At 33.6% G+C, this 13715-nt stretch carries 10 protein-coding genes; 2 read left to right on the top strand and 8 right to left on the bottom strand.

Features of this window, described 5'->3' with window-relative positions; translation table 11 throughout:
• Positions 1 to 764: 764 nt before the first annotated feature.
• From F6K23_RS20745 to F6K23_RS20725, 5 genes are all read right to left on the bottom strand, one after another.
• Complete coding sequence (locus tag F6K23_RS20745) at positions 765 to 1541, bottom strand: RDD family protein (protein WP_293159332.1); 777 nt, start codon at positions 1539 to 1541, stop codon at positions 765 to 767.
• Positions 1542 to 1590: 49 nt separating this feature from the next.
• Positions 1591 to 2700: a hypothetical protein gene (locus tag F6K23_RS20740; protein WP_293159330.1), complete on the bottom strand. Its 1110-nt coding sequence runs from the start codon at positions 2698 to 2700 to the stop codon at positions 1591 to 1593.
• Between the two features lie 227 nt (positions 2701 to 2927).
• The gene (locus F6K23_RS20735) at positions 2928 to 3878 is read right to left on the bottom strand and encodes a hypothetical protein (RefSeq protein WP_293159328.1); all 951 of its coding nucleotides are present in this window, start codon (positions 3876 to 3878) and stop codon (positions 2928 to 2930) included.
• 141 nt (positions 3879 to 4019) lie between these two features.
• A complete protein-coding gene (locus F6K23_RS20730; RefSeq protein ID WP_293159326.1) occupies positions 4020 to 4769 on the bottom strand; it encodes a hypothetical protein in 750 nt (249 codons plus the stop codon).
• Positions 4770 to 4958: 189 nt separating this feature from the next.
• Complete coding sequence (locus tag F6K23_RS20725) at positions 4959 to 5903, bottom strand: hypothetical protein (protein ID WP_293159324.1); 945 nt, start codon at positions 5901 to 5903, stop codon at positions 4959 to 4961.
• 81 nt (positions 5904 to 5984) lie between these two features.
• On the opposite strand from F6K23_RS20725, the gene F6K23_RS20720 reads away from it, so the two are divergent.
• Positions 5985 to 6965 (top strand): stage II sporulation protein M, encoded by a 981-nt coding sequence (locus F6K23_RS20720; RefSeq protein ID WP_293159322.1) that lies wholly within the window; start codon positions 5985 to 5987, stop codon positions 6963 to 6965.
• A gap of 917 nt (positions 6966 to 7882) precedes the next feature.
• On the opposite strand, the gene F6K23_RS20715 is transcribed toward F6K23_RS20720, so the two are convergent.
• The 3 genes from F6K23_RS20715 to F6K23_RS20705 form a co-directional block, all read right to left on the bottom strand.
• Positions 7883 to 8152 (bottom strand): cupin domain-containing protein, encoded by a 270-nt coding sequence (locus F6K23_RS20715; protein ID WP_293159320.1) that lies wholly within the window; start codon positions 8150 to 8152, stop codon positions 7883 to 7885.
• Between the two features lie 542 nt (positions 8153 to 8694).
• Positions 8695 to 9315, bottom strand: coding sequence for a PAP/fibrillin family protein (locus F6K23_RS20710; RefSeq protein ID WP_293159318.1), 621 nt, complete (start codon positions 9313 to 9315; stop codon positions 8695 to 8697).
• Positions 9316 to 9677: 362 nt separating this feature from the next.
• Positions 9678 to 11873 carry a DHH family phosphoesterase gene (locus F6K23_RS20705; protein ID WP_293159316.1) on the bottom strand — a complete coding sequence of 732 codons (2196 nt, stop codon included), beginning with the start codon at positions 11871 to 11873 and terminating at the stop codon, positions 9678 to 9680.
• Here F6K23_RS20705 and F6K23_RS20700 point away from each other — a divergent pair.
• The gene (locus tag F6K23_RS20700; RefSeq protein WP_293159315.1) at positions 11868 to 11996 is read left to right on the top strand and encodes a hypothetical protein; all 129 of its coding nucleotides are present in this window, start codon (positions 11868 to 11870) and stop codon (positions 11994 to 11996) included. The genes F6K23_RS20705 and F6K23_RS20700 overlap by 6 nt on opposite strands.
• Positions 11997 to 13715 lie beyond the last annotated feature (1719 nt).

Here is a 13715-nt window from a genome sequence, read left to right as displayed (position 1 = left end):
GATAACCCCAAACAATTTTAAGCACTCCCGTTGACGGTGGGGTATTAAACCCATAAGGGAAAAGATACATCTATTTAGTTCTCAGGAAAAATTCACAGAGAAAAAGCAGTAAGAAAGTTAGATTATTTCTGTGGCTTTAACTTGCTTTTTAAAGTTATTTCCCAACAACTCTAATATAGGAAAAAAAATAGCGATCGCTCAGTAGTTAACTTAATTTTTTAACATTTGCTTCAGGCAACTTTTATTTATTAGACATCTCCTCCAAAAGAGGGAAGAGGGAAATAGGGAATAGGGAATAAGGGGGAAATAATTGATTATTTCTGCGCCATGATTGATTCTATTTTTTATTTTTAGAGATGTCTATTAGACATAGGCGTGAAAAAGAGACTTTTTGCTCATATTAGGGAACAGGAAATAGGGAACAGGGAGTAGATTTTCACAAAGATACGAAAAATTATTTTTTCAGTGACTGTTACAACTCTAGCTTATGTTAAATAAAGAGCAAGTTTATTTTTTGGAGATATCTATTAATTTCAACCCAATAAGATTTTATCTACTATCTAGCACTTTCTTATTTTACTTTTTTTAATATCGAAATAAAAATAACGATCGCTCAATCGGCATCTCCATAAAAGAGGGAAATAGTTAACTTAATTTTTTAATATTTGCTTCCGGCAACTTTTATTAATTAAACCCCAATAAGATTTTACCTAAAATCTAAAAGCTACCACCTAAAAACTATCACCTAAAACCTAAAACCTGCTTCATTTTTGCTGATAAGCTAAATAAACAGCTTCTAAAAATTCTGTAGCAGAAACTTTTTGTGGAGTTTGTGTCAATCCAATAATTTCTTTTGCTTGAGATGCTAATTTTTTACTCAACTCTATTTTTGCTTGTTTAGTCATTAACTTAGAACGTTGTAAATATTCCCGAATTACAGCAAAATCTTCAGGCAATAATTGAGAAATATCTGCTTCTTCTAGTAAATAATTTGCCAATTTTTTTGCTGTTTCGGAAGTCGAAATTATATCGGCAACTGCCTTAACTTCTTGAATAACAATTGTACCTGCTATCCAGTCTCCTAAACGTTTTTCTTTTTTACTAAACAAAATTAATAACATTCCGATAAATAAAGTATCATCTACCGGACGGAATAAAGCTCTCAGAGTTGTTTGTTGCAATCTAACTGGTCTACCATCATCACGAATAACCCTAATTTTCACATAACGTTTTCCCGGAGTTTGCCCTTGCCAGATAGTTTCAAAAATCACAAAATATCCGACATAGATAACAAATAAAATTAATAATTGAATTGAAGCTATCCATAACGATGCCTGCTCATCATCACCTCCAAAAGCTTTCCATATATCTAAAAGTTGAATAGAAAAAAAGATGCCAAATATCAGGACAAAAAGTAAAATCAAACTCCAAATAATGTAATCAATTAACAAAGCATAAGCACGGTTGCCCACTCCAGCTAAATTAAAATCTAATTCCACACTTTCTGGAGTTTCTAGAGAGATTCGATTAAAAAATTTCATTGTTAATATTGATGAGATTTTCTGCTTACCTTCTTTGCTGCTAATAAAATTAAATATCTTGTTTTCTTAACTGTAAATCCATACCTTCTCTACGAGTCCGGAGGTCATAATAAATCACAGCTTTAATTGTTTGCCAGAATGGTAATAAAAGTATATTGCTTAAGGAAAAAATAGCATAACTTTGTACTAAAAATGCTAGTAAATAGTTTGGGTTGCTTAGTCCATTTTCTAACATAATTCCTATAATGACAAACGGTAATGCAATTGTCATACTAAACGGCCATACAAATATTATTCCTTCTATAAATGTACTAAGTAAATTATTAAGTGAAAGATCAAAAGATGGTGTTTTTAGGATTAAAAATTTTGAAAATATTTCTGAAATAATATACAATACCGTGCCAATAGGTAAAGCAACTAAAATTGCGACTAGCAGTATCACAAAAATTCGCCCTACATACCCTTTTGTTAATTCCCAACTTCGTCCTAAACTTTTAGTTGCTGTCATATTTTCTTCAACTGCTAAAGGCATATCAAGAATAAAAAAACGAGTCAATAGTCGAATTATTAAGTAGTACCAAATCACTAGAAATGTTATACCTATCAATCCAGAGATTATGATAACCACTATATTATTTTGCATCATATCTGGCTGAATATTTAGCTCAATATTCGCTATAGCAGCAATAACACTTACAGGAATAAGAATAATAAAACTAATAATTACTACCGCTACAGGAAAACCTATATAAATGCCAATTACAATTAAAAATAATAGAAAAAATGCCCAGAAAAAAGACCGTATTTTCGGTGCTAAATTTCGCCTAACTTTACGAACAGTTTCTGGTTGATTTGCTAATAGTCGGAATACTAACCTACCAATTATTGCACTATTAACAATTGATTTTGCCGTACAAAAAGCAAACAATAATAACCAAACAGGAATTAATAATAAAAAACTGGAGCTATTGCCTTGTTGACCATAAATCAAAACTATAGGTATTGGAATTAAAGCTAAAAATGGCAAAAAATACCATAAAGTTGCTCTAATAGCTACACCAAAATAAGACTTAAAATTATCTCGATAAATTCGGATACTAGCACTAACAACATTCCCCACGCTTAAAAGTTTAATTAGTGTTATTGGATTTTCAGACATAACTAAATTTATCCTATTACAACAAAATTAAATATCTTGTTTTCTTAACTGTAGACCCATACCTTCTCGACGAATTCGGAGGTCTTTTCAGCTATCAGTTATCAGTTATCAGTTAACAGTACCAAGCGCTGAAGTATTGGAATTGAAATACTGAAGTTTACTTTTAGAAGTTTAATTAGTGTTATTGGATTTTCAGACATAACTAAATTTATCCTATTACAACAAAATTAAATATCTTGTTTTCTTAACTGTAGACTCATACCTTCTCGACGAGTTCGGAGGTCATAATAAACTACAGCTTTTATGGCTTGCCAGAATGGTAATAAAAAGACATTACTTAATAATCCAATGCTATATCCCATGAGAAATAATAGTAATTGAAACCTTGGATCTGTTGGATTAGCAGGAATAGTTGCTGTCAAAATATTTTCGAGTATTCTAGCAATAACTTGTACCATTATCAGAATTGGTAATGTCACTAAAGTTGCGATGAACAATACCACAAAAATTCGCCCTACATATCCTTTTGTTAATTCCCAGCTACGTCCTAAAGTTTGAGTCGCTGTGATATTTTCTTCCACAGCTAAAGGCATATCGAAAACAAAAAAACGAATTAATAATCGAACTATAAAAACTAAGGCAATAATAAAAATAACAATTCCAATTAAAGCTAAAACAACTATAGTCCCCACATTTTGCTGACTAGCATTTGCAATTCCAGCAATAATACCAGCCAAAATTTCAATAACCACAGAAAGAATCAGCAAAATTCCAATTCCAATTAAAAAAAATAGAAAAAATGCTAGGAAAAAAGTCCACATTTTAGGTTTGAAAATACGCCTAGCTTCACGAACAGTTTCTGGTTGATTAGCTAACTCTCCGAATACTAATCTAGCAATTATGGCATTATTAATAATTGACTTTGCCGAACAATAAATAAACAATAATAACCAGACAGGAATTAATAATAAAAAAATTGACATTGAGATATCGCCTTGACTATAAATCAAAATTAAAGGTATGGGAATTAAAGCTAAAAAAGGCCAAAAAGACCATAAAGTTGCTCGAATAGCTACACCCAAATAAGACTTAAAATTATCTCGATAAATTCGGATACTCGCACTAACAACATTCCCCACGCTTAAAAGTTTAATTAGTGTTATTGGATTTTCAGACATGGCTAAATTTTCAACTGATAACTGATAACTGATAACTGATAACTGGAATAACCCTATTACAACAAAATTAAATATCTTGTTTTCTTAACTGTAGACCCATACCTTCTCGACGAGTTCGGAGGTCATAATAAACTACAGCTTTTATGGCTTGCCAGAATGGTAATAAAAAACATTACTTAATAATCCAATGCTATATCCCATGAGAAATAATAGTAATTGAAACCTTGGATCTGTTGGATTAGCAGGAATAGTTGCTGTCAAAATATTTTCGAGTATTCTAGCAATAACTTGTACCATTATCAGAATTGGTAATGTCACTAAAGTTGCGATAAACGATACGACAAAAATTAGTCCTATATATCCTTTTGTTAATTCCCAACTACGGCCTAAAGTTTGAGCTGCTGTGATGTTTTCTTCCACAGCTAAAGGCAGATCGAAAATAAAAAAACGAGTCAATAATCGAACTATAAAAATTAAGGTAATAATAAAAATAACAATTCCAATTAAAACTAAAATTGCTCTAGTTCCCATATTTTGCTGACCAGCATTTGTAATTTCAGCAATAATACCAGCCAAAATTCCAATAACAATAGAAAGAATCAGCAAAATTACAATAACAATTAAAGACAATAGAAAAAATTCTAGGAAAAAAGTCCACATTTTAGGTTTTAAAATACGCCTAGTTTCAAGTACAGTTTCTGGTTGATTAGCTAACTCTCCAAATACTAATCTCGCAATTATGGCATCATTAACAACTGACTTTGCCGAACAATAACCAAATAATAATAACCATACAGGAATCAATAATAAAAAGCTTGAAGTATTGGCTTGTTGACTATAAATCAAAATTAAAGGTATGGGAAATAAAGATAGAAGTGGCAAAAAAACCATAAAGTTGATCGAATAGCTACACCAAAATAAGACTTAAAATTATCTCGATAAATTCGGATACTTGCACTAACAATATTCCCCACGCTGAGAAGTTTAGTTACTGTTATTGGACTTTGATACATGGCTAAATTTGCAACTGATAACTGATAACTGATAACTGATAACTGGAATAACCCTATTACAACAAAATTAAATATCTTGTTTTCTTAACTGTAAACCCATACCTTCTCGACGAGTTCGGAGGTCATAATAAACTACAGCTTTTATAGCTTGCCAAAATGGTAATAAGAAGACATTACTTAATAATCCAATACTATATCCCATGATAAATAATAGTAATTGAAAGCTTGCATCTGTTGGGTTAGCAGGAATAGTTGCTTTCAGAATATTTTCGAGTATTCCAGCAATAATTTGTACAATTATCCCAATTGGTATTGTCACTAAAGTTGCGATGAACAATACCACAAAAATTCGCCATACATATCCTTTTGTTAATTCCCAACTACGTCCTAAAGTTTTAGTTGCTGTGATATTTTCTTCCACAGCTAAAGGCAGATCGAAAACAAAAAAACGAATTAATAATCGAATTATAAAAACTAAGGCAATAATAAAAATAACAATTCCAATTAAAGCTAAAACAACTATAGTTCCCACATTTTGCTGACCAGCATTTGCCATTCCAGCAATAATACCACCCAAAATTCCCATAAAAATAGAAAGAATCAGCCAAATTCCAATTCCAATTAAAGACAATAGAAAAAATGCTAGGAAAAAAGTCCACATTTTAGGTTTTAAAATACGGCTAGCTTCACGAACAGTTTCTGGTTGATTAGCTAACTCTCCGAATACTAACCTAGCAATTATGGCATTATTAACAATTGACTTTGCCGAACAATAAATAAACAATAATAACCATACAGGAATTAATAATAAAAAACTTGAAGTATTGGCTTGACTATAAATCAAAATTAAAGGTATGGGAATTAAAGCAAAAAATGGCAAAAAAGACCATAAAGTTGCTCGAATAGCTACACCAAAATAAGGCTGGAAATGGTCTCGATAAATTCTCATACCAGCACTAACAATATTCCCAACAGTCAGGAGTTCAATTGGTGTTGTTGAATTTTCAGACATAACTAAATTTATTTCAATTATTTGCAGTGAAAATTTTATATTTATCTTAAGCTAGCTATAGGTAGCTATTAGGAAAACTTAATGAATATTAACCGTTGGATTAGACGTAGAGAAAAAAATTGGCAACATTTAGACTCTTTATTAAAGCAAGTAGAAAAAAAGGGATTAAAATCATTGCCAGCAGCTCAAATCAGAGAAATGGCCAGTTTGTATCGTTCTGTATCGGCAGATTTTGCCCGTGCTAAAACTCACCAAGTGGGCAATATTCTGGAGCAAGATTTACAGAGGTTGACCACTCGTGGTTACACTCAAATTTATCAGGGAAACCAGAAGCAGGAATGGCAAGCAGTTTGGGAGTTTTGTCGTTGGGGGTTTCCAGCAGTGGTGCAAAAAACTTGGGCTTATACGGCAGTGGCGACGGCATTTTTTTTGGTTGGTGGGTTGGTGGCCTGGTGGTATAGTTGGCAAGACCCAGTGTTTATGTCGTTGATAGTGCCAGAATCTTTGATTTCTCAGGTACGCGATCGTCAAGAGTTATGGATGGGGTCAATAGTAGGAGTTGAACCTATGGCTTCTACTAATATTATGATTAATAATTTACGGGTTTCTTTTTCTGCAGTAGCTGGTGGTATTAGTGGGGGTATTTATACAGTTTATTTGTTGGTATTTAATGGATTATTAATTGGGGCAATTGGCGCTCTAGTTGGTCAGCATAATTTGGCTGTTCCTTTTTGGGCTTTTGTATTTCCTCATGGTGCTTTAGAATTACCTGCAATATTTTTGGCTGGTGGGGCGGGTTTATTAATAGCAAGAGCTATTTTATTTCCGGGTAAATATGCTCGAATTGATGCTTTAAAGTTTTATGGTTTTCAAGCTGCACAGTTGGTTCTTGGTGTTGTGGTGTTGTTAGTTATTGCTGGAATTATTGAGGGGTTTTTCTCGCCTAGTCCGTTAGTACCTGATATTTTTAAGTATATTGTTGGAATGGGATTATTTTTGTTTTTATGTATTTATTGTAGTCAAAAGAAGGGAACAGGGAACAGGGAACAGGGAATAGAATAGAATAGAATAGAATAGAAATAAAGATAGGTGTACCTTATTAGTTTGAGAAACGCTATCATATATTCTTGGGAGTAGGGGTTAGGGAGGAGGGAAATATAGCATATTCCTCCCATAAGAAGTATAAAGTATTAACAATTAAATATTTGTAGTGCGGGCATCTTGCCCGCGATAGGTGTATCTCACGCTTGGTGGAATCTGCTGTAATGAATAAAATATCTTTATTTAATGGAAATAAATTGCTAAAAATATTCCTGAACCTTGCTGATTACTTAATAACTGAAATGTTCAATAAGTATCGCATTATTTTGAGGAATTGCTATCAGACAGAAAAAATGCAGAATGACTCAATTATTCAATTATGAAGTACAAATAGCTCCTCCATTACTTCCGAGTAAAGTGTGAAAAATATTTTTTTTAGAGTTTAATTAAACATAGCATTTTTTTGAGAATAGGTATTATATTCTGTCCGGATAATTAGCGATATAACTCAGTTCCGCACTCTGCAAACAAAAAACTTATCCAGAGCAAAATTCCCTATTCTCTCTACTCCCTTATTTAGGGTTTGCGTATGGAAAGTCTTTTTGCTGGAGTAGGAGACAGGAGGAACGGGGAATTTAGAGGAAGTAGGAGTCAGAATTGTAAGAGTGATTTTTCTGCCCAACTCTTGCCTAGAATACTAACTTTTTGAGCGTTTTAGACTGAAAACCAGGCACTTTTTTCGACAAAAAAAGGCTAAAGTATTTATATGTCAATGCTTTTATAATTAATCAGTAAGCCCTATTTATCAGAGATGATATTTGATATTAGAAATATAGCAGTCGAAGGAAAGGTTAATACATATCAAAAGCTTAAAACTCAGACAACCAAAAATTTTTCCTTATTTCTTCTTCCTTCTTCCTTCTTCCTTCTTCCTTCTGCTAATAAATATGAATAGCAAGCCAAATTGTTTCTATATTTGGATCTGTTGAAATAATTTTATGTGGGGTTTTAGCGGGGATAAAAATATGACTATCTTTGACTAATTTTGTGTTTTTTTGATTGATTTCTAATATGGCGGAACCTTGAAGTAATGTTACCCATTCATCTTCATCTTGAATAAATTCTTCACTGACGAAATTAGGGGGTGAAATTATTTTATTAATTTTGACATTTTTATGTGATAGTAAATTTTTTAATATCTCTTCCATGATTTTTAATTAAGATGGTAGGTGCTAGGTTTTAGGTTTTAGGTGGTAGGTGCTAGGTTTTAGATTTTAGGTCCTATAGCAGTCGCCATTACTGTTAGGAAATATCATCAAGTTTAAAACTCAGATATAGCGCTGTGCGCAGGCAACAGCTCCGGAAAGCAACAGCTCCGGAAGGGGGAATAAATTGCCGATAATATAAGACTTTTAGCTATTTGGCCTTTCTTGCAATTTGTAAATATACCAGCGCTCATTGCTATAATTCTAGATTTTTCCTTCTGTCCAAGAGAATTAAACGCATTCTTACTTCTGTCCAAGATAACTAGGGTTTGCTGAAAAAGTCTTTTAGTAGGGGTAGGAGACAGGAGACAGGAGAAATAGGAATTATAGAGGAGGTAGTCGGAAAAATTGTCAGAACATTCTTTTTTCAAATTGGTATAAGGAGATAAAAAAAATAGAATATTCCATATTTCAAACCTCCTTATTGCAGCGGTACTGATAACTGATAACTGATAACTGATAACTGAAATACCTTCTTTCTTCCCCTATACAACTTTATTCAAAATAAATAAACTTTCATCCCCTCCACGTCCAATTCTTAAAGTTTCGTCTAAATAAGTAATATCTAATGTAGCAACTCTACCTTGAGGATTATTAGCTGCTACAACTTTAAAAGGATTTAGTTTGGGAGTATTAATACCCACAATTTTCTCAATTGCCAAATAACGTTTATCAAAATAAACATTGATGCGTTTATCTGCTAAACCAGATTTATCTATAGCTAGTTCAAAACTAGCAGTTACTTTTACATTTCCTGAGATTAACTTCAGAGGATGTTGTACTTCAGCTTGATTAAAAAATACTTTATTAGTAACATCAATTACTTGATAAACTTTACCTACTTGTAAACCCAATGGTAGGGAATCTAAAGAACGAATTTCTCTAGCTGTAGAGTATTGCAATTGCCAAGTTCCATCTAATAAATTAGTAGCATTTCGGAGAGGTTGAGGATGAGGATTAAGATTTTCTAAGTCTATTGTTAACTGTTCAATTTCTGCAACTAAAGTTTTATCTAACTTCAAATTCGTTACAGGAGAACCATCATTCTTAGTTTGAATATTTTTGATTGTTGCTTGTAATTTTTCTTTCAATAGTTGATTATTCATTTGATTAAATAGTTGTAAAATTTCAGGAGTCAGGAGTCATATCAAATTCTGTTGAACACTTATTATATAGTTCGGGGGAGTAGGGGAGTCGGGGAGTAGGGGAGTAGGGGAGATTTAAGGCTTAAAGTATAGTTATAAACATATACTATATAACCGGATTATATATCAGGAGTCAGGAGAAAGGAAGAATGATAGTGGAAATTACAGCGGGTTCGAGTTCCACCTTGGTGAGGTACAACCCGAAGCGAGCAAGATGCTCGCACTGGGAAAATTTAATTTTTCATATTTGTATTTCATATACTTGGAATTTGCTGTATCTAGTTTCTTCCTTCTTCCTTCTTCCCTCTTCCGTCTTCCTTCTTTTATAACTTTAAAGCACTCATAGCTGCTTTAACTAAATTAAAAAAACGAGCATCCGTAACATTTACTTGCTTGGCATTATTACGAGTTTTACCTAACAAACCTATTTTTTGTCCCTGTTGAATTGCTAATACTTCTCCACGGGAATTTCTAATTCTTAACTCCTTCACATCTCCCATTTGATAAAGACTGCAAGTATAAGGACGATTATTATAATAAAATTCTACTTTTTGAGGAAAATTTTGAGGTGAAGTTTGTGAATTCCTAGAAACTTCCATTGGCAAACGTACTCCTAATAATTCCAACTCAATATTACTCTGACCATTCCAAGTATTTTCCCGCATTTTATAAGCAATATCTACCACCGAAGGTAAAGGAAAATAATCGCCCCAACGCCAAGCGATCGCCTGAATTATTTCCCCCTCAATTAAAGTTAATTTAATATGCCCCTTACCCACAATTCTTTGTTCAGAAATTTTGACATTCCGACTCCAAAACACAGGGTCTTTATTTTCAATTCCGCAGGGATGAAGTAAATCTATTTGACGATAAAGGTCAAAATTTAATTCCTTAATTTCTGCCTCCGCATCAATACTAATTAACGGTTTTAGATGCTGAATTTCTAAACATTGATGAGCAAACTCACTCAGACAAGAACGAAACTTATCCAAATTTTCTGCCGAAAAAGAAAAACCACCAGCCGCTCTATGACCACCATACTTTCCTAATAGCTCATCGCAAAATTGTAACGCCTCAAAAACATGAAACTCAGGAATGCCACGAGCAGAACCACGAATTATTTCTTCCCCCTCCTCCTCATAAGTGCCAATAAAAACAGGCACCCCATAACGCTCCACCAACCGAGAAGCAACAATACCAATAACACCATGATGCCATCCCGGTTGCACCACCACTAAAACCCTTTCCTCCTGTAAATTTATCTGACTTGACTCGCACCAAGCGATCGCCTCTTGTTCAATTTCCTCACATAACAGTTGTCGTTGCTGATTAATTTCTTCACATTGCATCGCCCTTTCCAAAGCTATTCCCATATCATCAGTCGTCAAAAGTTCAATCACAATTTGTGGGTCAGCAATACGTCCCACTGCATTGATGCGGGGACCAAGGCGAAAACCAATATCATCAGGTTTAAGAGATTTTTGATTATCTTTTGATTTTGTGTTTAATACCCCGCCATCTATAGGGTGTTGAAAATTGATTGGCGTTTGAGTTCCCTCTTCCCTCTTCTCTCTTCCCTCTTCCTTCTTCCCTCTTCCTTCTTGATAAGTTCCCTCTTCCCTCTTCCCTCTTCCTTCTTCCTTCTTCCCTCTTCCTTCTTCCCTCGCTTTAACACCAGATACCTGAATTAATGCTTGCACTCCTGCTAACTGAGAGTGAGGCAAATATTGTAACCCCCGTTTCACCAGGCGACGGTTTACTCCAGTTAAAGGTGCCAAGTCAGCAATAGTACCCAAGGTGAATAATTCCAAAAGTGGCTTAATTAAACCTTGGTGTTTTCCCAAACGTTGCGCAAGAGATACTGCCAAAATGTAAGCAACCCCCACTCCTGCCACACCGCGATAAGGAGAAGTTTCCGAAATAAGTTTGGGATTGAGGATAGCGTGAGCTGGTGGTAGTTGCGGTGGAATGTCGTGGTGGTCAGTGATAATGACATTTACACCTAATTCCCTTGCTCTAGCAATAGGTTCATAAGCAGCAATACCATTATCTACAGTCAGGATGAGACTTACTCCTTCCTGATGAAACTCCTCAACAATACGTTGATTGATGCCATAACCTTCCTGCATTCGACTAGGAATAGCATAGTCAACTTTTGCCCCTAGATGTTTGAGAGCGCGCAACAATAAAGCAGTGCTGGTCATGCCATCTGCGTCATAGTCACCACAAATAGCAATTTTTTGTTGTTGAGAAATTGTAGCTTGTAATAAGTTGAGACTAATATCTAAGTCAGGAAATTCTTGTATTGGTAGAGGTAGTTTTATTGACTCAGGGTCCAAAAATGCTTGTGCTTGCTCTATAGTAGAAATATCCCGGTTAATTAATGTCTGGGCAATTAGGGGTGATATTTCTAGAGTTTTGGCTAGTCCTTTAGTTATTTCTGGTTGTTCTGGATATATTAGCCATCTTTGGTTAGGTAGGTTTTGCTGTTTTGGTGGAAGGGAGAAATTATTTTGCATATTGAAGAAGGAAGAGGGAAGAAGGAAGAAGGAAGAAGGCATCCCCCCTTGCCTTTGAAAGGAGGGGAGGAAGAAGGAAGAAGGAAAAAGTGGACGGGGAGTCAAACCCCAACAAGTTTGTAAACACCGTGTAGACGGCAGAGTATTAAACCAAAAATCAAAAGATGAATAAGTTGATTTATTAAATTGTTGATATTCAGAGTCATAATTATTAGGAGGAAAAATGTTCGACAATCTAATCAGACAACAATATTGAATATTGTAATAGTAGGGGCAGGTTCGGCGTTAAATTAATTGCTCAACATTAAATTGAGATGAACCCACCCCATCTAAACAGAAACTATATTATAGGAGGAAAAATTTTCAAAACTTTAATCAGACAAAAATATTTAAGACCAATACTGTTCCGGAACACTTATAACAAATACTTGCTTCATTCATTAAAAAGCTGAAATTCTCAGATTCTAAAATGCTCATAGCTTATGATTAGGAGAAAAAATGTTCAAAACTTTAATCAGACAAAAATATTTAAGACCAATACTGTTCCGGAACACTTATAACCAATGCTTGCTTCACTCATTAAAAAGCTCAAATTCTCAATTGCTCAAATGCTCATAGCTGATGATTAGGAGGAAAAATGTTCAAAATTTTAATCAGACAAAAATATTTAAGACCAATACTGTTCCGGAACACTTATAACCAATGCTTGCTTCATTGATTAAAAAGCTCAAATTCTCAGATTCTAAAATGCTCATAACTTATGATTAGGAGGAAAAATTTTCAACACTTTAATCAGACAAAAATATTTAAGACCAATACTGTTCCGGAACACTTATAACAAATACTTGCTTCATTCATTAAAAAGCTGAAATTATCAAATTCTCAGATTCTAAAATGCTCATAGCTTATGATTAGGAGAAAAAATGTTCAAAACTTTAATCAGACAAAAATATTTAAGACCAATACTGTTCCGGAACACTTATAACAAATACTTGCTTCATTCATTAAAAAGCTGAAATTATCAAATTCTCAGATTCTAAAATGCTCATAGCTTATGATTAGGAGAAAAAATGTTCAAAACTTTAATCAGACAAAAATATTTAAGACCAATACTGTTCCGGAACACTTATAACCAATACTTGCTTCATTGATTAAAAAGCTCAAATTCTCAATTGCTCAAATGCTCATAGCTGATGATTAGGAGGAAAAATGTTCAACACTTTAATCAGACAAAAATATTTAAGACCAATACTGTTCCGGAACACTTATAACCAATGCTTGCTTCACTCATTAAAAAGCTCAAATTCTCAAATTCTCAAATGCTCATAGCTGATGATTAGGAGGAAAAATTTTCAACACTTTAATCAGACAAAAATATTTAAGACCAATACTGTTCCGGAACACTTATAACAAATACTTGCTTCATTCATTAAAAAGCTCAAATTCTCAATTGCTCAAATGCTCATAGCTGATGATTAGGAGGAAAAATTTTCAACACTTTAATCAGACAAAAATATTTAAGACCAATACTGTTCCGGAACACTTATAACAAATACTTGCTTCATTCATTAAAAAGCTCAAATTCTCAAATGCTCATAGCTGATGATTAGGAGGAAAAATGTTCAAAACTTTAATCAGACAAAAATATTTAAGACCAATACTGTTCCGGAACACTTATAACAAATACTTGCTTCATTCATTAAAAAGCTCAAATTCTCAAATTCTCAAATGCTCATAGCTGATGATTAGGAGGAAAAATGTTCAAAACTTTAATCAGACAAAAATATTTAAGACCAATACTGTTCCGGAACACTTATAACAAATACTTGCTTCATTCATTAA

The organism is Okeania sp. SIO2C9, from assembly GCF_010672455.1.
Lineage (GTDB): Bacteria > Cyanobacteriota > Cyanobacteriia > Cyanobacteriales > Microcoleaceae > Okeania.
Note: the sequence above shows the minus strand (reverse complement) of the source record. Positions and strands in the feature narration are given on the sequence as shown.